Genomic DNA, 19846 nt, shown 5'->3' on the forward strand with positions numbered 1-19846 from the left:
TCAGCGGGCGCGCAGCGTCTCCAGCGCCTTGTCCGCGTGGGTGTCCATGTTGAATTCGCTGGAAATCACGTTGAGCACCGTGCGATCGGTGTCGATGACGAACGTGGTGCGCTTGACCGGCATCAGCTTGCCGAGCAGGCCGCGCTTGACGCCGAACTGCGCGGCGACGGCGCCGTCGGTGTCCGACAGCAGGGGATAGTCGAACTTCTGCATGTCGGCGAACTTGGCCTGCTTCTGCACGGGATCGGCGCTGATACCGACCCGGTTGGCGCCGGCGGCCGCGAATTCCGCGGCCAGGTCCCGGAAGTGGCAGGCCTCCTTGGTGCAGCCCGGCGTCATCGCGGCGGGGTAGAAGAACAGCACCACGGGGCCGCCCGAGAGCAGCTCGCTGAGTCTGCGTGGCGTGCCCGTCTGATCGGGAAGTTCGAAGTCCGCGACGGTGTCACCGGGTTTCATGGTCGACACGCTACGCCCGGGCTGATCAGCCCGTCTGCGAGGATGGTTCGGTGCACGCCCACCTCGCCGCGACGACCTCACGAGAGGACTTCCGCCAGCTCGCAGCCGAGCACCGCGTGGTTCCGGTGACCCGTAAGGTGCTGGCCGACAGCGAGACGCCGCTGTCGGCCTACCGCAAGCTCGCCGCCAACCGCCCGGGTACCTTCCTGCTGGAATCCGCCGAGCACGGGCGGTCCTGGTCGCGGTGGTCGTTCATCGGCGCGGGCGCACCCTCGGCCCTGACCGTCCGCGACGGCGAAGCGGTCTGGCTGGGGACCGTGCCGCAGGACGCGCCCACCGGGGGCGACCCGCTGCACGCCCTGCGGGCCACCCTCGAGCTGCTGGCCACCGGCACCCTGCCCGGCCTGCCGCCGCTGTCCGGCGGCATGGTCGGCCTGTTCGCCTACGACATGGTGCGGCGCCTGGAACGCCTGCCCGAACTGGCCGTCGACGACCTGCACCTGCCGGACATGCTGCTGCTGCTGGCCACCGACGTGGCGGCGGTCGACCACCACGAGGGCACCATCACGCTGATCGCCAACGCGGTGAACTGGAACGGCACCGACGAGAGGGTCGACGAGGCCTACGACGACGCGGTCGCCCGCCTCGACGTGATGACCTCGGCGCTCGGCCAGCCGCTGCCGTCGGCGGTCGCCACGTTCGACCGGCCCGAGCCGCGGTACCGCGCGCAGCGCACCGTCGAGGAGTACGGCAAGATCGTCGACTACCTCGTGGACCAGATCGCCGCCGGTGAGGCCTTCCAGGTCGTGCCGTCCCAGCGCTTCGAGATGGACACCGCTGTCGATCCGATCGACGTGTACCGGATGCTGCGGGTCACCAACCCGAGCCCCTACATGTATCTGCTGCATGTCCCGAACGGCACTGGGGGAACCGACTTTTCGGTCGTCGGATCCAGCCCCGAGGCGCTGGTCACCGTCCACGACGGCTGGGCGACGACGCACCCGATCGCTGGCACCCGGTGGCGTGGGCAGACCGACGAAGAGGATCAGCTGCTGGAAAAGGAACTGCTGGCCGACGAGAAGGAGCGCGCCGAGCACCTGATGCTCGTCGACCTGGGTCGCAACGACCTGGGCCGGGTCTGCGCGCCGGGCACGGTGCGCGTCGAGGATTACAGCCACATCGAGCGCTACAGCCACGTCATGCACCTGGTGTCGACGGTGACCGGGATGCTCGCCGAGGGCCGGACCGCCCTGGACGCGGTGACGGCCTGCTTCCCGGCCGGGACGCTGTCGGGCGCGCCGAAGGTGCGGGCGATGGAGCTCATCGAGGAGGTGGAGAAGACGCGGCGCGGACTCTACGGCGGCGTCGTCGGCTACCTCGACTTCGCCGGCAACGCCGATTTCGCGATCGCCATCCGGACCGCGCTGATGCGCGACGGCACCGCCTATGTGCAGGCCGGTGGCGGGGTGGTGGCCGACTCGAACGGTCCCTACGAGTACACCGAGGCTTCCAACAAGGCGCGCGCGGTGCTCAACGCGATCGCCGCCGCCGAGACCCTGACCGCCCCCGAGGCCGACCGCCGTGTCTGAGGCCCGGCCCAACCGGCTGGTCGTCGGGGTGGCCCAGGTGTTGCTGGTGGCATCCGCGGCGGCGCTGTGGGCGGCGTCCCGGCTGCCGTGGGTGGTGATCCGGTCGTTCGACGGGTTGGGTCCGCCCCGCGAGGTGACGCTGTCCGGCGCGTCGTGGTCCACGGCCCTGTTGCCGTTGGCGGTGCTCATGCTGGCGACGGCCGTGGCGGCGATCGCGGTGCGCGGCTGGCCGTTGCGGGTGCTGGCGGGGTTGCTGGCGGTGGCCAGCCTGGCCGTCGGATACCTCGGCGTCAGCCTGTGGGTGCTCCCGGACGTCGCCGTACGCGGGGCCGACCTGGCGCACGTCGCGGTGATGACGCTGGTCGGCAGCGAACGGCGCTACGTCGGCGCCGGCATCGCGGTCGGCGCGGCGGCGTGCACCCTGATCGCGGCCGTCCTGTTGCTGCGGTCGGCCGGCGATTCGGGGTCGGCGCGGCTGAGCGCGGAAAAGTATGCGGCGCCGGCGACGCGCCGCTCGAATGCGCTACGCGACGACGCCGATGGCGCGATGCTGGAGAAGCCGGAGACGCCGGAAATGTCGGAGCGGATGATCTGGGACGCGCTTGACGAGGGCTGCGACCCAACGCGGGACCCGACCGATCGGCCCCGCGACTCGGACACCGAGGGTCGGTGACGGGCCGCGAGCCGAGGGCCGCTACCCTTCATTCACGTCGTCGCGATCGGCTCGGATTTGTCAGGTTGGCCGTGGGATGACGATGTGTGACAGCGCGAAGGGAAGCAACAGGCATGAGTCCGGCTACCGTGCTTGACTCCATCCTCGAGGGAGTCCGGGCCGACGTTGCCGCGCGCGAAGCCCTCATCAGCTTGTCCGAAATCAAGGCCGCCGCCGCCGCCGCGCCGCCACCGCGTGACGTGATGGCCGCCCTGCGCGAGCCCGGCATCGGCGTCATCGCCGAGGTCAAGCGCGCCAGCCCGTCGGCGGGTTCCCTGGCCACCATTGCGGATCCGGCAAAACTGGCCCGGGCGTACGAGGATGGCGGGGCCCGGATCATCAGCGTTTTGACCGAGGAGCGACGGTTTCACGGGTCGCTCGACGACCTCGACGCGGTCCGGGCCGCGGTCTCGATACCGGTGTTGCGCAAAGACTTTGTCGTGCAGCCGTATCAGATCCACGAAGCCCGCGCGCACGGCGCCGACATGCTGCTGCTCATCGTCGCCGCGCTGGACCAGTCGGCCCTGGTGTCGATGCTGGACCGCACCGAATCACTGGGGATGACGGCCCTGGTCGAGGTGCACACCGAGCAGGAGGCCGACCGGGCGCTGAAGGCGGGGGCCAACGTAATCGGGGTCAACGCACGCGATCTCGCCACGCTGGAGGTCGACCGGGATTGCTTCGCGCGCATCGCCCCCGGGCTGCCCAGCAAGGTGATCAGGATCGCCGAGTCCGGTGTCCGTGGCACCGGGGATCTGTTGGCGTATGCCGGCGCCGGTGCGGACGCCGTGTTGGTCGGTGAGGGTCTGGTCAAAAGCGGTGACCCGCGCGCCGCGGTCGCGGACCTGGTCACCGCCGGTACCCACCCGTCCTGTCCGAAACCGTCTCGCTAGTCGTGACGCCACTTGAAGAGCCCCGGCGCTGAAACGTTGAACCTCATGAGCCATCCCCGCGTAGAGCCTTGGTGATGGTCAACCTGTCCCGCCCGGACCTTCCCCTTCCGAGTGCAGCCGTCGCCGAACCCACCCGCCACGAACCCGATGCGGGTGGCCATTTCGGTGTGTACGGCGGGCGCTACGTCGCGGAGGCGTTGATGGCGGTGATCGAAGAGGTCACCGCCGCCTACGAGAAGGAACGCATCAACCCCGATTTCCTGGACACCCTGGACGACCTGCAGGCCAACTACGCCGGCCGGCCGTCGCCGCTGTACGAGGCCACCCGGCTGTCCGGGCATGCGGGCTCGGCGCGGATCTTTCTCAAGCGAGAGGACCTGAACCACACCGGTTCTCACAAGATCAACAACGTCCTCGGTCAGGCGTTGCTGGCGAAGAGAATGGGCAAGACCCGGGTCATCGCCGAGACGGGCGCCGGTCAGCACGGCGTCGCCACCGCCACCGCGTGCGCCCTGCTCGGGCTGGAGTGTGTCATCTACATGGGCGCCGTGGACACCGCGCGCCAGGCGCTCAACGTGGCGCGGATGCGGCTGCTGGGCGCCGAGGTGGTGTCCGTCCAGAGCGGCTCGAAAACACTCAAAGACGCCATCAACGAGGCGTTTCGCGACTGGGTTACCAACGCCGAGCGCACCTACTACTGCTTCGGCACCGCGGCGGGCCCGCATCCCTTTCCGGCGATGGTGCGCGATTTTCAGCGGATCATCGGGTTGGAGGCGCGCGTGCAGATCCAGGCCCAGGCGGGCCGGTTACCCGACGCGGTCGTGGCCTGTGTCGGTGGGGGATCCAACGCCATCGGCATCTTCCATCCGTTCATCGACGATCCGGGGGTGCGACTGGTCGGCTTCGAGGCGGCCGGCGACGGCGTCGAAACCGGAAGGCACGCCGCGACATTCGCCGGCGGCTCACCAGGCGCCTTTCAGGGGTCGTTCTCCTACCTGCTGCAGGACGAGGACGGCCAGACCATCGAATCACATTCGATCTCAGCGGGTTTGGACTACCCGGGGGTGGGCCCCGAGCACGCGTATCTGAAGGAGATCGGGCGTGCCGAATACCGGCCGATCACCGACGCCGAGGCGATGGATGCGTTCGCGCTGCTCTGCCGCACCGAGGGCATCATCCCGGCCATCGAATCGGCGCACGCCGTCGCGGGCGCGGTCAAGCTGGGCCACGAGATGGGGCAGGGCGCCGTCATCGTGGTGAACCTGTCGGGCCGGGGTGACAAGGACGTCGAGACGGCCGCGAAATGGTTCGGCCTGATGGGGCCCGGCGAGCGATGACCGTGGAACAGAGGCAGGCCAGCAGGCTCGGGCCGGTCTTCGACGCGTGCCGCAAGGACAATCGCGCGGCGCTGATCGGCTACCTGCCCACCGGGTATCCCGACGTGCCGGCATCGGTCGACGGAATGCTCGCCCTGGTCGAATCCGGTTGTGACATCATCGAAGTCGGTGTGCCCTATTCGGATCCAGGCATGGACGGGCCGACCATCGCCCGGGCCACCGAGGTCGCGCTGCGAGGGGGAGTGCGGGTCCGGGACACGCTCGCCGCCGTCGAGGCGATCGGCGCGGCCGGGGGGCGCGCGGTGGTGATGACGTACTGGAACCCGGTGCTGCGCTACGGGGTCGACGCGTTCGCGCGGGATCTCGCGTCGGCCGGCGGGCACGGCCTCATCACTCCGGACCTCATCCCCGACGAGGCCGGGCAGTGGCTGGCGGCAGCGGAGGAGCATCGGTTGGATCGCATTTTCCTGGTCGCGCCGTCATCGACGCCGCAACGGTTGGCGATGACGGTCGAGGCATCGCGGGGATTCGTCTACGCTGCTTCCACGATGGGGGTAACCGGAGCGCGTGACGCGGTGTCGCAGGCGGCGCCCGAACTGGTGCAACGGGTGAAGGCGGTGTCGGACATACCCGTCGGCGTCGGCCTCGGCGTGCGCTCACGCGAGCAGGCGGCGCAGATCGGCAGTTACGCCGACGGCGTCATCGTCGGTTCGGCGCTGGTGTCGGCGCTCGGCGACGGCGGGTTGCCCGCGTTGCGGGCGCTGACCGAGGAACTGGCCGCCGGGGTTCGGCAGAGGGCGTCCGCCTGATGACGATGTTGCCGACATACTTTCCCAGCCCGTCCCAGGGTGTCTGGCACCTCGGACCGCTGCCGATTCGCGCCTACGCGTTGTTCATCATCACCGGCATCGTGGTGGCGCTGTTGCTCGGCGACCGGCGTTGGGAGGCCCGCGGCGGGCAGCGCGGGGTCATCTATGACATCGCGCTGTGGGTGGTGCCGTTCGGGCTGGTCGGCGGCCGGCTTTATCACCTGGCCACCGACTGGCGGACCTATTGGGGGCCGGGCGGCGCCGGGCTGAGCGCGGCGGTGCGCATTTGGGACGGCGGCCTGGGCATCTGGGGCGCGGTGGCCCTCGGTGGCGTCGGCGCTTGGATCGGTTGCCGGCGTCACGGCATTCCACTGCCCGCCTTCGCCGACGCGATCGCGCCGGGAATCATTCTGGCGCAGGCCATCGGCCGGCTCGGCAACTACTTCAACCAGGAGCTCTACGGCCGGGAGACCACGCTGCCGTGGGGTCTGGAAATCTTCTACCGGCGCGACCCGTCGGGATACATCGACCCGCATTCGCTGGACGGTGTCTCGACGGGCCAGGTGGCGCTCGTCGTCCAGCCGACGTTCCTCTACGAATTGATTTGGAACGTCCTGGTTTTCGCCCTCTTGATCTACGCGGACCGACGGTTCACGCTGGGCCACGGGCGGCTGTTCGCGCTGTATGTGGCCGCCTACTGCGTCGGGCGCTTCGGCGTCGAGCTGCTGCGCGACGACACCGCCACCCACATCGCGGGCATCCGGATCAATTCGTTCACATCGACTTTCGTGTTCATCGGCGCCGTGGTGTACCTCATGGTGGCGCCGAAGGGGCGCGAGGACCCCGAGAGCCTGCGCGGCACCGAGCAGCACGCCGAGGAGGAACCCGCGGAGGCGGTGCCGGCGGACGAGTCACCGACCGTCGCGGCTGAGGCGGCGACTGCGGTGGCCGCGGCGGGTAGCGGGGGAGACGACGATGAGCCCGCCGAGTCGGCTGAAGAGGATGGGGCTCCCCACGTAGACGAGCCCGAGACGGTCACAGCGGCCGCTGCGGACGAGCCCGACGCCGAATCCGAAGCCGAGGAGCCGGAAGGGGCCGAGCCCGAATCCGAAGCCGAGGAGCCGGACGGGGCCGAGCCCGAATCCGAAGCCGAAGAAGAGCCGGACGCGGAAGGGGCCGAGCCCGAAGCCGAATCCGAAGCCGAGGAGCCGGAAGAGGCCGAGCCCGAAGCCGAAGAAGAGCCGGACGCGGAAGGGGCCGAGCCCGAAGCCGAATCCGAAGCCGAGGAGCCGGAAGAGGCCGAGCCCGAAGCCGAAGAAGAGCCGGACGCGGAAGAGGCCGAGCCCGAAGCCGAATCCGAGGCCGAGGAGCCGGAAGAGGCCGAGCCCGAAGCCGAAGAAGAGCCGGACGCGGAAGCGGCCGAGGAGTCGGCGACCGAAGGCGAAGAGCCGGGCGATGACTCCGAACCGGTGCAGGAGCCAGGCGAAAACGCTTCCGCCACCGAGGCGCAGACGCGAACCCGCGGTCGGTGGAGGCTGCGAAGGAACCGGTCGTCGAACCCCTGATGGCCGCGCGGTCTGGCATGCTGAACACGTGACGCAGCCCAATCCCGCCGGACGAGCGGCAGACCAGTGTCACGGACCGCGGCGTCAGCGCCGGTACGCCGCGGCCGGAACCGCGTTGGCGCTGGGCGGCGCACTCGGCTACGTAGGCCTGGTCGACCCGCACGACACGAATTCGCTGTATCCGCAGTGCCCCTTCAAGTGGCTCACCGGCTGGAACTGCCCGTTCTGCGGTGGTCTGCGCATGACGAACGACCTGCTGCACGGCGACCTACTCGCCGCCATCAACGACAACGTTCTCCTGCTCGTCGGCCTCCCGATGCTGGCCGGATGGTTGCTGATGCGCCGCCGCCGCGGCAAACCGGCGCCGTCGACGCCGGTTTGGCTGGCGATGGTGGTGGCCGTCATCGCATGGACGGTGCTGCGTAACCTGCCCGGCTTCCCGCTTTTTCCGGCGATTAACAGTGGTTAGGCGCCCAGAGCGCGAACCCCGTTCGGTCGGACCGGGCTGTCCCCACGCGACTATGCTGTGTCGGCGTGAGTAGACGCGGAAAGATCGTCTGCACCCTTGGCCCTGCGACGAATTCGGACGAACTGATTCTGGCGCTGGTCGAGGCCGGAATGGACGTCGCCCGGCTGAACTTCAGTCACGGCGATTACTCCGACCACAAAGCCGCCTACGAGCGGGTGCGGGCCGCTTCCGACACCACCGGCCGCGCGGTCGGTGTGCTCGCCGACCTGCAGGGCCCGAAGATCCGGCTGGGGCGTTTCGCCACCGGGTCCACGTACTGGGCCGACGGCGAAACCGTGTGTATCACCGTCGCGGACTGCGAGGGCACCCACGACCGCGTGTCGACCACCTACAAGAAGCTTTCCGCGGACGCGACGGTCGGGGACCGGGTGCTCGTCGACGACGGCAAGGTCGGGCTCGTCGTCGAGCGCATCGACGGCGACGACGTCATCTGCACCGTCGAAGAGGGCGGCCCCGTCAGCAACAACAAGGGCATCTCGCTGCCCGGCATGAACGTGTCCGCACCGGCCTTGTCGGAGAAGGACATCGAGGACCTCACCTTCGCATTGGATCTCGGTGTCGACCTGGTCGCGCTGTCATTCGTGCGCTCGCCGTCCGACGTCGAGTTGGTGCACGAGGTGATGGACCGGATCGGGCGGCGGGTGCCGGTGATCGCCAAGCTGGAAAAGCCGGAGGCCGTCGACAATCTGGAAGCGATCGTGCTGGCCTTCGACGCCATCATGGTGGCCCGCGGGGATCTCGGCGTCGAGCTGCCGCTCGAAGAGGTGCCGCTGGTGCAGAAGCGGGCCATCCAGATGGCCCGGGAGAACGCCAAACCCGTCATCGTGGCGACCCAGATGCTCGACTCCATGATCGAGAACTCGCGGCCCACGCGCGCCGAGGCCTCCGACGTCGCCAACGCGGTGCTCGACGGCGCCGACGCGGTGATGTTGTCCGGCGAAACGTCGGTCGGGAAGTATCCGCTGGCGGCGGTCCGCACCATGTCGCGGATCATCTGCGCGGTCGAGGACAACTCGACCGCCGCCCCGCCGTTGACGCACGTGCCGCGCACCAAGCGAGGCGTGATCTCGTATGCCGCCCGCGACATCGGCGAGCGCCTGGACGCCAAGGCGCTGGTCGCGTTCACCCAGTCCGGCGACACCGTCAAGCGGCTGGCGCGCCTGCACACCCCGCTGCCGCTGCTGGCCTTCACCGCGTGGCCCGAGGTGCGCAGCCAACTCGCCATGACCTGGGGCACCGAGACGTTCATCGTGCCGATGATGACCTCGACCGACGGCATGATCCGCCAGGTCGACAAGTCGCTGCTCGAACTCGGCCGCTACAAGCGCGGTGACCTGGTGGTCATCGTCGCCGGCGCGCCACCTGGCACAGTGGGTTCGACCAACCTGATCCATGTGCACCGGATCGGCGAGGACGACGTTTAGCGCTAAGACCCATGGGACCAGTAGGAGACGCCGCGATCAGCACCAATTCTGATTTCGAGGAACTGCTGGCGGTTCTCGACCTCAACCGCGTCACCGATGAGCTCTTCGTCGGGTCACATCCCAGCAAGAACCCGATGCGAACCTTCGGCGGGCAGCTCATGTCCCAGTCGTTCGTCGCGGGCAGCCGCACGCTGGTCCGCGACGACCTGCCGCCCAGCGCGCTGTCCGTGCACTTCGTCAACGGGGGTGACACCGCCAAGGACATCGAGTTCCACGTCACCAGGCTGCGGGACGAGCGGCGCTTCGCCAACCGGCGGGTGGACGCCGTGCAGGACGGCGTGCTGGTGTCCTCCGCGATGATCTCCTACATGTCCGGCGGCCGCGGCCTCGAACACGCCGTCGACCCGCCGCAGGTGGGCGAGCCCGAAGCCCAGCCGCCGCTCGGTGAGCTGCTCCGCGGTTACGAGGAGACCGTCCCGCACTTCGTCAACGCCCTGCAGCCGATCGAGTGGCGCTACACCAACGACCCGGCCTGGGTGATGCGGGAGAAGGGCGACCGGCTGCCGCACAACCGGGTCTGGATGAAGGCCGGCGGCATCATGCCCGACGACCCGGTCCTGCACACCGCCGCCATGGTGTACTCCTCGGACACCACCGTGTTGGACTCGGTGATCACCACTCACGGCCTGTCCTGGGGTTTCGACCGCATCTTCGCGGCCTCCGCCAACCATTCCGTGTGGTTTCACCGGCAGGTCAACTTCGCCGACTGGGTGCTGTATTCGACGTCGTCGCCGGTGGCCGCGGATTCGCGGGGGCTCGGCACCGGCCACTTCTTCGATCGCTCCGGGCAGGTCGTCGCCACGGTGGTGCAGGAAGGGGTGCTGAAATACTTTCCGCCCGCCCGCCGATAGACAGGGCGGAATACCCGCAGGACATCGCGCCCAATCCGGCCCGGCCTGGCCGGGATGGCGCGTAAGTTTTTAGCTGCCGGGTATTCGGTGCGGAGGTGGCGACCAGCCGCCCAGCTGGAACGTCAGCGCATCGGGAGGTGAGTAGTGAGCGGCCCCTTGGTCGACGTCTCGGCGAAGCCCCGCGCCCGCGAACGCGTCGTGGTCTCCGTCGATTCTCGGGCGGCCCGGTTGATCGGTGCGCTGGCCCTGCTCAGCGCCACCTGCTGGTTGGCGGAGATCCTTGTTCGCCACCACGACCAGCCGGCCTGGTACTACACCGACCGATTGGCCTGGTCGCTGACGGTTCTGGTCGCGGTGGCGTGGATCGCGCGCGGCATCTTCTTGGGCCGTCCGGTCACGGCCATGCACGCCGCCGCCGCCGGCTTGTTCGTGCTCGCCGGGCTGGGCCTGCACGTGCTGGCCTTCGACCTGCTCGGCGACGTGGTGATCGCCAGCTCCGGCATGGTGCTGATGTGGCCGACGTCGTCACATCCGCGTCCCGAGGATCTGCCCCGGGTCTGGAAGCTGATCCAGGCCACCGCGGACGACCCGCTGGCGCCGTTCGCGATGCAGACCGGCAAGAGCTACCACTTCACCGTGGACGGCAGCGCGGCGCTGGCGTATCGGACGCGCCTGGGCATCGCCGTGGTCGGCGGCGACCCGATCGGCGACGAGACCCGATTCCCCGGGCTGGTCGCCGACTTCGCCGCCATGTGTCACACCCACGGCTGGCGCATCGCGGTGGTGGGCTGCGGCGAGCGGCGGCTCGACCTGTGGAACGACGCCGCGGTGATCGGGCAGTCGTTGCGCGCCGTGCCGATCGGGCGCGACGTCGTGGTCGACGTCACCGGTTTCGACATGGTGGGGCGCAAGTTCCGCAACCTGCGCCAGGCGGTGCAGCGCTCCCACAACTGCGGCATCACCACCGAGATCGTCGCGGAGCAGGCACTCAGCCCCGAGCAACTGGCCGAGCTGACCGACGTGGTGCGGGCGTCGAGCAAGGGGGCCCACACCGATCGCGGGTTCCACATGAACCTCGACGGTGTGCTGGAGGGCCGGTTCCCCGGCATCCAGCTGATCGTCGCCAGGGACGCCTCGGGCAAGGTGCAGGGGTTCCACCGGTACGCGACGGCCGGCGGCGGCAGCGACATCACCCTCGACGTGCCGTGGCGCCGGCGCGGTGCGCCCAACGGAATCGACGAACGGCTCAGCGTCGACATGATCATGGACGGAAAAGAGAAAGGCGCCCAACGGCTTTCGCTCGCCTTCGCGGCCTTCCCGGAGATCTTCGACGAGAAGAATCGCAGCCGCGCCCAGCGCGTCTTCTATCGGTTGATCCATGTCCTCGACCCGTTGATCGCGCTCGAGTCGCTGTACCGGTACGTGCGCAAGTTCCACGCGCTGGACGCCCGGCGCTACGCGCTGATCTCGCTGACGCAGCTAGTCCCGTTGTTGATCGTGTTGCTCTCGCTCGAATTCATGCCGCGCCGGCGACACCTCTGAGCGCATCGATGCGTAGTTCGCGACAGCCGATGTCGGCGGGCAGGTGGTGGGTGGCCACCACCACGGTCCGATCGGGCGACATCAGAACGGAATTCGGCGCCAACAGGTCGCGCAGGATCGGGTCGGCGTCCGCGGCGTCCAGGTGTTCGGTCGGCTCGTCGAGCAGCACGATCCGTGCGGGTGAGAGCACCGCCCGCGCCAGCAGCAGCCTCCTGCGCTGACCGCCCGAAAGCGCTTGCGCGCCACCGGTCAGCACCGTCGACAGGCCCGCGGGCAAACCGGCGAGCCAGTCGCCGAGCCCCACCGCGTCCAGCACGACCTCCAGTTCGGCGTCGCGGCAGTCCCCGCGGGCGACCAGCAGGTTGTCCCGGACGGTGGTGGCGAAGACGTGCGCGTCCTCGGCGAAAAAGCCGACGGCGGCACGCAAGTCCTCTTCCCGCAAGTCGATCACGTCGATGCCGTCGAGCGTCACCCGTCCCTCCAGCGGGGGCAGCAGCCCCGCGAGCGTCATCAACAGCGTGGTCTTGCCGGAACCGCTGGAACCGGTGACGGCCAGCCGGGCGCCCGGGGGCAGGTCCAGGGTGACGCGGTTCGAGCGGGTCGCCGCCGCGTGCCCGGACCGGATGTCGGCGGACAACGCGGCGGCGCCGGCCGCTCTCGGCGGGGCCGCCGGCTGCTCGGGCCGGTCTGCGTCGTCGGTCGTCAGATCGAGCAGCCGGCGCGCGGCGATGCGCGACCGCGTCAGCTGGACCGCGGCGGCCGGCAGCGGGGTCATCGCCTCGAACGCCGACAGCGGCAACAACATCAGGACCGCGAGCGTGGTGGGTGCGACAGAGGGCGCCAACCCGATGCCCGCCACGACCGCGCCGAGCACGCTGGCCCCGATCGCGGCGGTCGGCACGGCTTCGGCGACGGCGGCCGGCCTGGCGGCGGCGTCCAGGGCGGCGCCCCAGGCGCGTTGGCGGCGTTGCGATTCGGCGATGACGCGCGGAAGCAGGCCGGCGACGCGGAGCTCGGGCGCGTGTTCCAGTGCGATCATCGCCGCCGTGTCACGCTGGGAATGATGCTGCCGCGCAAGGGTTTCCTGGCTCGCCGCGGCCCTGCTTGCGAGCCGTGGTGCGACGAACCCCGCGACCAGCAGGCAGATCGCCAGCACCGCCGCGGCCGGCAGCGAGATGGCCGCGACCACCGCGGTCGCCGCCAGCCCCAGCACCGCCGCGACCCCGATCGGCACCACGGCACGCACCAACACGTTGGCCAGTTCTTCGACGTCCGAGCCCACGCGCGCGACGAGCTCGCCGCTGTGCAGCCGAACGACGGCCGCCGCGGGACCGTGGGCCAGCCGCTGATAGATCGCCGCGCGGGCGGTTCCGGCCGCGCGCAGCGCGGTGTCGTGGGTGACCAGCCGCTCGCAGTAGTGCAAGACGCCCCGCGAGATCGCGAACGCGCGCACGGCGACGGCCGCGACCGACAGGTCCAGCACCGGCGGCATCTGCCAGGCCCGGGTGATGAGCCAGGCCGACACACCCGCCAGCGCGAGGGCGCTGCCCAGCGATGCGACGCCCAGCGCGACGGCCGCCACGATGCGGGGGAGCCGCGGCCGCAGCAGCGCCGCGGCTGCCAACAGCGGATCAGACTGGGGCATAACGCGCTCCACTGTCGGCGGCCACTTCGACCACCCGGTCGCCGATGGCGAGGACCGGCTCGCGGTGCCCGACGACGACCACGGTCGCACCGGCCCGGGCGCGCTCCGCGATCGCCCGCAACACGCGGTCCTCGGCGCGGCCGTCCAGGTGTGCGGTGGGCTCGTCGAGCAACAGCACGGCCGCCGCGGATCCGAGCGCCCGGGCGAGGCCCAGCCGCTGGCGCTGCCCCAGTGACAGGCCGACGCCGCCGCGGCCGAGCACGGTGTCCAGTCCGTCGGGCAGCTCGGCCAGCACCACGTCGAAACCGGATGCCGCGCATGCTATTTCGAGGTCGTCGAGCTCACCGAACAGCAGCAGGTTGTCCCGGACCGTGCCCGGGACCAGCGCCGGGCGCTGCGGAAGCCAGGACAACTGCCGCCACCATGCGCCGGGCTCCAGGTCGGCCACATCGACGCCGGCCACCGTGACTCGGCCGGAAGACGGCACGGTGACCCCGGCGATTGCCTGCAGCGTGGTGGTCTTGCCCGCGCCGTTGCGTCCGGTGAGCACCGTCACCGAGCCGGGTTCGACGACCGCGGTGAGGTCGCGGGGCGCGTCGCCGTCGCGGCCGGCGACGCTGAGTCGATCGAGGCGGATCTGGGCCCCGCGGGCGGTGACCGTCCGCTCCCGGATCTCCCGGGGGGTAGGCCCGCCGATGAGGGCGAAGGCCCTGTCGGCGGCGGTCCGTCCGTCTTGGGCGGCATGGAATTCCACTCCGATGCGGCGCAACGGCCAGTAGACATCCGGTGCCAGCAACAGCACCGTGAGGCCGGTCGCCAGCGTCATTTCGCCGAACACCAGGCGGAGGCCGATCCCCACCGCGATCAGAGCCACGCCCAGTGTCGCCAGTAATTCCAGCACCAGCGCCGACAGGAAGGCGATCCGCAGCGTCGCCATGGCCGAGCGGCGATGCGCGGCAGCGAGTTCGGCGATGCGGCGTTCCGGTCCCCGGCCGCGTCCCAACGCCCGCAGCGTGGGGATGCCGGCGATGAGATCGAGCAACCGTCCCTGCAACGTCGTCATGGCGGCCAGGGCCGCCGCGGACCGGTCGGCGGTTGCCAGCCCGACGAGCACCATGAAGATCGGTATGAGCGGCAGGGTGATGGCCACGATTGCCGCCGATTTCAGGTCGTAGACCGCGATCACGGCGACGGTCGCCGGCGTCAGGATCGCGGCGAGCAGCAATGTGGGCAGGTACCCGGTGAAGTAGGGCCGCAGGCCGTCGAGGCCTCGGGTGACCACCACCGCGGCGTCATCGCGTTGGGCCGCGAGTTCACCGGGCTGGCGGGCCGTGACCGCCGTCAGCACCTGACCGGACAGATCGGCGATGACTGCGCTGGCGCCCCGTTGGCCCAGGCGACCCTGAAGCCACTGGGCCAGCGTGCGAATGGTCCACAGCGCCAACAGGATCGACAGTGGCCCGAGCCACGCCCGCACGCTGTGCGACGAGCGATCGTTCACGGCGCGGGCGACCACGCCGGCCAGCACGATCGCCGAGCCGATCGCGCAGCCGGCGACCACCACGCCGCAGCAAACCGTCGCGGTCAGGTAGCGGCGCAACGCGCTCGATGCCCGCCACAGTCGCGGGTCCAGGGGTCCCCGCGCTTGTGATCCGGCCTGCGAGTCCGTTGCGCTCAGGACACCCGCCTCGCCAGGCCGATGGACGGCGGTATCCGCTCAGCTGAGATCCGTTGCCGGAAAACCCAGTACGTCCACGCTTGGTACACCACCGTCAGCGGAGCCATGAATGCGGTCACCCACGTCATGACCTTGAGGGTGTAGGGCGTCGACGAGGCGTTGTAGATCGTCAGGCTCCACTGCTCGTTCAGCGTCGAGGGCAACAGGTTCGGGTACAGCGCGCCGAACAACAGGATCACCACCGACAGAACGACGGTCGCCGCGCACGCGAACGCCCAGCCGTCGGACCCACGCCGCCACACCAGCAGGACGGCCGCGAGCTGCGCCACCACCGCCACCGCAAGGACCAGCCAGGTCCAGTCCTTTCCGTGGGCCAGTTGCGTCCAGATCCCGAAGCCCGCAACCAGTCCGGTCACCGGAAGCGACAGCCACACCGCCAGCCGGTGGGCGTCGTCGCGGATGGCGCCGGAGGTCTTCAAGGAGATGAACACCGCGCCGTAGAGCAGAAACAGTCCGGCCGTGGCCAACCCGCCCAGCAGGGTGTAGGCGTTGAGCACGTCGGTGATCGACAGGTGGACCTGGCCGTCGCCGCCCACGGGGAGCCCGCGCACCAGGATGGCAAACGCCACGCCCCACAACACGGCCGGCAGCCAGGAACCGGCGGCGATGCCGAAATCGGCCCAGGCCCGCCACTTTGTGTCGTCGACCTTGCCGCGCCACTCGATGGCAACGGCGCGCAGGATCATGCCGAACAGGATGGCCAGCAGCGGCAGATACAGCGTGGAGAACACGGTGGCGTACCAGCCGGGGAACGCGGCGAACATGGCGGCGCCGCCCACGATCAGCCACACTTCGTTGCCGTCCCAGACGGGGCCGATGGTGTTCAGCGCCGCCCGCCGGATGGGCTCGGGCTCACCGATACCGACGCGGGCGAGCGGCTCCATCAACATGCCGACGCCGAAGTCGAAGCCCTCCAGGACGAAGAAACCCAGGAACAGCAATCCGATAATGCCGAACCACAACTGCTGCAGTCCCATCGGTCAGCTCCTTTTCTGCAGTTGGTGGGCCGGGGTTAATAGGCGAACGAAAGTGGCGCCACTTCGTCCTCGCCGGGTGCCGGCGGGGGAGCCGGCTCGGCGTCGTGTTCCCGCGGCCCTTCGGCGACGTACCGCTTGAGCAACCAGAACCAGATGACCGCCAGCACCGCGTAGACGAGGGTGAAGGTCACCAGCGAGGTGATGACCATGCCCGGCGCGTGCTGCGAGACGGCCTCGTGGACGGTGAACCGAACCTGTTGGTCGCCCGTGGGATTCGGCGCGACGATCCAGGGTTGCCGGCCCATCTCGGTGAACACCCACCCGGAGATGTTGGCCAGGAACGGGGTGGGAATCGTCAGCAGCGCCAGCCAGGAAAACCACCGCTGGTTGGGCACCCGCCCGCCGCGGGTGAGCCAGAGCGCCGCGAGCGCGAACAGGATCGGAACGGCCAGGAACCCGATCATCGCGCGGAACGACCAGTAGGTGACGAACAGGTTCGGCCGATAGTCGTTCGGCCCGAACCGATACTCGAAGTCCCGCTGGATATCGCGCACGCCCTGCAACGTGACGTCGCTGATGCGGCCCTCGGCGAGGAACGGCAGCACGTATGGCACCTGTAGGACACCTTTGACCCCGTCACAGTTGTTGTGCCGGCCTACCGTCAGGATGGAGAAGTCCGGGTCTGTTTGGGTGTCGCACAGCGTCTCGGCCGACGCCATCTTCATCGGTTGCTGAACGAACATCAGCTTGCCCTGGCGGTCGCCGGTGAAGAACAGGCCGACGGCCGCGAGCAGCACCACCCAGCAGCCCAGGATGGCCGCCGGGCGAAACATGGTGCGGGCGTCCGATTCGGCGGCCGGGGTGGCGGTCGTCGCGCGGCGCGAGCGGACCAGGAACCAGGCGCTGACGGCCGCGACGAACGTGGCAGCGGTCAGCAACGCGCCGGTGACCGTGTGGGTAAACGCCCACCGCGCAGTGTTATTGCCCAGCAGCGCGGTGATGCTGTCCAGCTCGGCGCGATGCGTCGTCGGGTTGTAGTGCGCGCCGACCGGATGCTGCATGAAGGAGTTCGCCACGATGATGAAGAACGCGGATACGTTGACACCGATCGCGACGATCCAGATGCAGGCCAGGTGGATCAGCTTCGGCAGCCGATCCCAGCCGAATATCCACAACCCGATGAAGGTGGACTCGAAGAAGAAGGCGAACAGGCCTTCCATGGCCAGGGGCGCGCCGAAGATGTCGCCGACGAACCGCGAATACTCGCTCCAGTTCATGCCGAACTGGAATTCCTGGACGATGCCGGTCGCCACGCCGATGGCGAAGTTGATCAAGAACAACTTGCCGAAGAATTTGGTGAGGCGGTACCACGCGGTGTTGCCTGTGGCCACCCACACCGTCTGCATGACGGCGAGCAGGGGTGCCAGACCGATGGTGAGCGGCACGAAGATGAAGTGGTAGACGGTGGTGATACCGAACTGCCACCGCGAAATATCGACGACATTCATCTGTCACTCCCGGGACTGCGTAGCAGCGGGGTCCGCTACTACGGAGTGTAGTAGAAGGGTTGGGGGCGGCGCTACCACCAGCCGCCTTAGCCGGTCAGGGTCTTCGAAGCTTTCCGGATGCCGAAGGACGACACGATCTCGAAGACGCCGAGGACCACGAACCAGATCCCGACCACCAGCGCCAGCGTGACGATCGACTCAAGCGGCGACGCGAGCACGACGATGCCGGCGAGCAGGCTGATCACGCCGATGAAGATCGCCCATCCGCGCCCCGGCAGATACGGGTCCTGAATCGCCGAAACCGTCGTCCCGACACCGCGGAAAATGAATCCGATGCCAATCCAGATGGCCAGCAACAGGATTGCGTAGCCCTGACCGAAATGGCGAAATGCCAACAACGCCAAGATGAGTGAGGCCGCGCCGCTGATGAACAGCAGGATCCGGCTTCCCGCCGAGACGTGCAGGCTGAATGCGAAGAACACCTGTGCGGCACCGGTGATCAGCAGGTAGACGCCGAAGGCGACCGCGGCGACGACGATCGATATTCCGGGCCACGCCAGCACCACCACGCCGAGGGCAAGCGAGAGAAATCCCGACAGCAATGTCGATTTCCATAGATGCGGCAACAAACTTGGAACGGGGGGAGATCCAGTTGTGGTTTGCATGGCCGCAGTCTGACACAAACGCCGCCCTCGGTACAGGGCACTTTGGCTACATGTGATAGGGCATTTCGGCTACACGCGGGCTGTGCGTGAATCGTCGGCCGGCAGGTCACTCGCCTCGTCGAGCGCCTTGCGCCCGATCAGGTACCAGGTGCGCATGAGGCCCTTGCCTTTGACGTCGATGTGGCCGCGCTCCTGCAGCACGAATTCGTCCTTGAGGCGCTCGTACATGGCCTCCGGCACCTGAATTCGGCCCACCGAGTCGGTGGACTCCATCCGGGAGGCGACATTGACCGCGTCGCCCCAGACGTCGTAGAAGAAGCGCCGGGAACCGACGACACCCGCAACCACCGGTCCGCACGCCATGCCGACCCGCAGCGGAACCGCGTTGCCGTGCGGATCCCGCAGTCCGCCCGCCACATTGGCCATGTCGAGCGCGAAGTCCGCCAGCGCCTGCGCGTGGTCCGGCCGCGGGCGCGGAACCCCGCTGACCACCATGTAGGAGTCGCCGCTGACCTTGATCTTCTCCAGCCCGTGCTTGTCCACCAGTGCGTCGAAGGCGCCGTATAACCGGTCGAGGAAGCGAACGAGATCGGCGGGGGCGGTGCTGCTGGCCCGCTCGGTGAAACCGACGATGTCGGCGAACAGCACGGAGGCGACGTCGTACTTGTCGGCGATGATGCCGCGCCCGGGTTCCTTGAGCCGCTCGGCGATGCTGGCCGGCAACATGTTGGACAGCAGCGCCTCCGAGCGCTCGTACTGCGCTTCCATCACGCTCTCGGCGCGCGCGGTGTCGCGCAGGGCGAACCACACCGTCACGACCACCATCACGACGCTGGAAACCACCGTGATGACAAAGCCCGCCGACTGGGCCCAGGCCGGCTGCAGCCCGGTGTCGCGGGGGACCAGGAATTCGACGGCGATAATCAGGCCGGCGGCGACGGCGGCCAGCGCCGACGCCAACACGATGCGTTCGATTCCCAGCAGGAGCACGACGATGCAGGCGCCCACCAGGAAGAAGTACTGGGCCCCCGACCCGGTGCCGACGTCCACGCAGCCCGCGAAGACCGACACGTAGGCCGCGCCCAGGAAGGTCAGTGGGGCGACCAGCTCGCCGAAGCGCTGCAACCACGGGACCATCGCGAAGACCATTGCGCCGAGGACGTTGATCGAGCTGTACTGCCACACCCACGATCCGCCGAGGATCTGCACGAGGACGAAGCTCACGCTCACCGTGACGGCCAACCACGCGGTGATGGTGAGGATTCGGGCGCGGCGCGCGGCGCTGGCGGCGTAGTGCTGATTGCGGTCGCGCGTCTGCGCCCGCACCGCGGCTACGCAGTCCGGGCTTCTCGACGAGCCAGCTGGCACGGGTGGGGCGCCGCACTTCTTAGCCGCCACGTTCAAAGCGTAACCCGCTGAGCTCGGATTTGTCGGCCCGGTCAACGACGAATCGGGGTCCTGGGCCCGTGCCGGATGCCCGTCGCATGTTTGGACCGCACCGGGCCGCGAGAAATTGAAAAAAAGATTTTCCGCTGAAGGGGTTTTA

At 69.0% G+C, this 19846-nt stretch carries 16 protein-coding genes and 1 pseudogene; 10 read left to right on the forward strand and 7 right to left on the reverse strand.

Annotation, left to right across the window (positions count from 1 at the left end):
• A complete protein-coding gene (locus tag G6N51_RS01850) occupies window positions 1-456 on the reverse strand; it encodes a peroxiredoxin (RefSeq protein ID WP_083171906.1) in 456 nt (151 codons plus the stop codon).
• A 50-nt stretch (window positions 457-506) separates the two neighbouring features.
• On the opposite strand from G6N51_RS01850, the gene G6N51_RS01855 reads away from it, so the two are divergent.
• The 10 genes from G6N51_RS01855 to G6N51_RS01900 all read left to right on the forward strand — a co-directional run bounded on the left by G6N51_RS01855 (window position 507) and on the right by G6N51_RS01900 (window position 11767).
• Entirely contained in the window at window positions 507-2045 is a 1539-nt protein-coding gene (locus G6N51_RS01855; RefSeq protein WP_083171907.1) for an anthranilate synthase component I, read from the forward strand.
• Entirely contained in the window at window positions 2038-2718 is a 681-nt protein-coding gene (locus tag G6N51_RS01860) for a TIGR02234 family membrane protein (RefSeq protein ID WP_083171908.1), read from the forward strand. Before G6N51_RS01855 ends, G6N51_RS01860 begins: the two co-directional genes overlap by 8 nt.
• A 113-nt stretch (window positions 2719-2831) precedes the next feature.
• Window positions 2832-3650 (forward strand): indole-3-glycerol phosphate synthase TrpC, encoded by an 819-nt coding sequence (gene trpC / locus G6N51_RS01865; RefSeq protein WP_083171909.1) that lies wholly within the window; start codon window positions 2832-2834, stop codon window positions 3648-3650.
• A 74-nt stretch (window positions 3651-3724) separates the two neighbouring features.
• Complete coding sequence (trpB, locus tag G6N51_RS01870; protein ID WP_083171910.1) at window positions 3725-4987, forward strand: tryptophan synthase subunit beta; 1263 nt, start codon at window positions 3725-3727, stop codon at window positions 4985-4987.
• The gene (gene trpA / locus G6N51_RS01875; protein ID WP_083171911.1) at window positions 4984-5796 is read left to right on the forward strand and encodes a tryptophan synthase subunit alpha; all 813 of its coding nucleotides are present in this window, start codon (window positions 4984-4986) and stop codon (window positions 5794-5796) included. The genes trpB and trpA overlap by 4 nt, the downstream gene beginning before the upstream one ends.
• Window positions 5796-7361: a prolipoprotein diacylglyceryl transferase gene (locus G6N51_RS01880; protein WP_163750616.1), complete on the forward strand. Its 1566-nt coding sequence runs from the start codon at window positions 5796-5798 to the stop codon at window positions 7359-7361. Before trpA ends, G6N51_RS01880 begins: the two co-directional genes overlap by 1 nt.
• A 28-nt stretch (window positions 7362-7389) precedes the next feature.
• The gene (locus G6N51_RS01885) at window positions 7390-7830 is read left to right on the forward strand and encodes a DUF2752 domain-containing protein (protein ID WP_232078156.1); all 441 of its coding nucleotides are present in this window, start codon (window positions 7390-7392) and stop codon (window positions 7828-7830) included.
• 65 nt (window positions 7831-7895) lie between these two features.
• Complete coding sequence (pyk, locus tag G6N51_RS01890) at window positions 7896-9314, forward strand: pyruvate kinase (RefSeq protein WP_083171914.1); 1419 nt, start codon at window positions 7896-7898, stop codon at window positions 9312-9314.
• An 11-nt stretch (window positions 9315-9325) separates the two neighbouring features.
• Complete coding sequence (locus G6N51_RS01895; RefSeq protein WP_083171915.1) at window positions 9326-10225, forward strand: acyl-CoA thioesterase II; 900 nt, start codon at window positions 9326-9328, stop codon at window positions 10223-10225.
• A gap of 144 nt (window positions 10226-10369) precedes the next feature.
• The gene (locus G6N51_RS01900; protein ID WP_083171916.1) at window positions 10370-11767 is read left to right on the forward strand and encodes a bifunctional lysylphosphatidylglycerol flippase/synthetase MprF; all 1398 of its coding nucleotides are present in this window, start codon (window positions 10370-10372) and stop codon (window positions 11765-11767) included.
• Here G6N51_RS01900 and cydC read toward each other — a convergent pair.
• The 6 genes and pseudogenes from cydC to G6N51_RS01930 all read right to left on the reverse strand — a co-directional run bounded on the left by cydC (window position 11680) and on the right by G6N51_RS01930 (window position 19698).
• A pseudogene (cydC, locus tag G6N51_RS01905) lies at window positions 11680-13412 on the reverse strand (thiol reductant ABC exporter subunit CydC). The gene G6N51_RS01900 and the pseudogene cydC sit on opposite strands and share 88 nt — an antisense overlap.
• Window positions 13399-15012 carry a thiol reductant ABC exporter subunit CydD gene (cydD, locus tag G6N51_RS01910; protein ID WP_083171918.1) on the reverse strand — a complete coding sequence of 538 codons (1614 nt, stop codon included), beginning with the start codon at window positions 15010-15012 and terminating at the stop codon, window positions 13399-13401. The pseudogene cydC and the gene cydD overlap by 14 nt, the downstream one beginning before the upstream one ends.
• A gap of 74 nt (window positions 15013-15086) precedes the next feature.
• Window positions 15087-16127, reverse strand: coding sequence for a cytochrome d ubiquinol oxidase subunit II (gene cydB / locus G6N51_RS01915; protein ID WP_083171919.1), 1041 nt, complete (start codon window positions 16125-16127; stop codon window positions 15087-15089).
• A 35-nt stretch (window positions 16128-16162) separates the two neighbouring features.
• Window positions 16163-17635: a cytochrome ubiquinol oxidase subunit I gene (locus tag G6N51_RS01920; protein ID WP_083171920.1), complete on the reverse strand. Its 1473-nt coding sequence runs from the start codon at window positions 17633-17635 to the stop codon at window positions 16163-16165.
• Between the two features lie 86 nt (window positions 17636-17721).
• Window positions 17722-18318 carry an HdeD family acid-resistance protein gene (locus tag G6N51_RS01925; protein ID WP_372510371.1) on the reverse strand — a complete coding sequence of 199 codons (597 nt, stop codon included), beginning with the start codon at window positions 18316-18318 and terminating at the stop codon, window positions 17722-17724.
• Between the two features lie 51 nt (window positions 18319-18369).
• The gene (locus G6N51_RS01930; RefSeq protein ID WP_083171967.1) at window positions 18370-19698 is read right to left on the reverse strand and encodes an adenylate/guanylate cyclase domain-containing protein; all 1329 of its coding nucleotides are present in this window, start codon (window positions 19696-19698) and stop codon (window positions 18370-18372) included.
• Window positions 19699-19846: the final 148 nt, after the last annotated feature.

This window comes from Mycobacterium paraseoulense (assembly GCF_010731655.1).
GTDB lineage: Bacteria > Actinomycetota > Actinomycetes > Mycobacteriales > Mycobacteriaceae > Mycobacterium > Mycobacterium paraseoulense.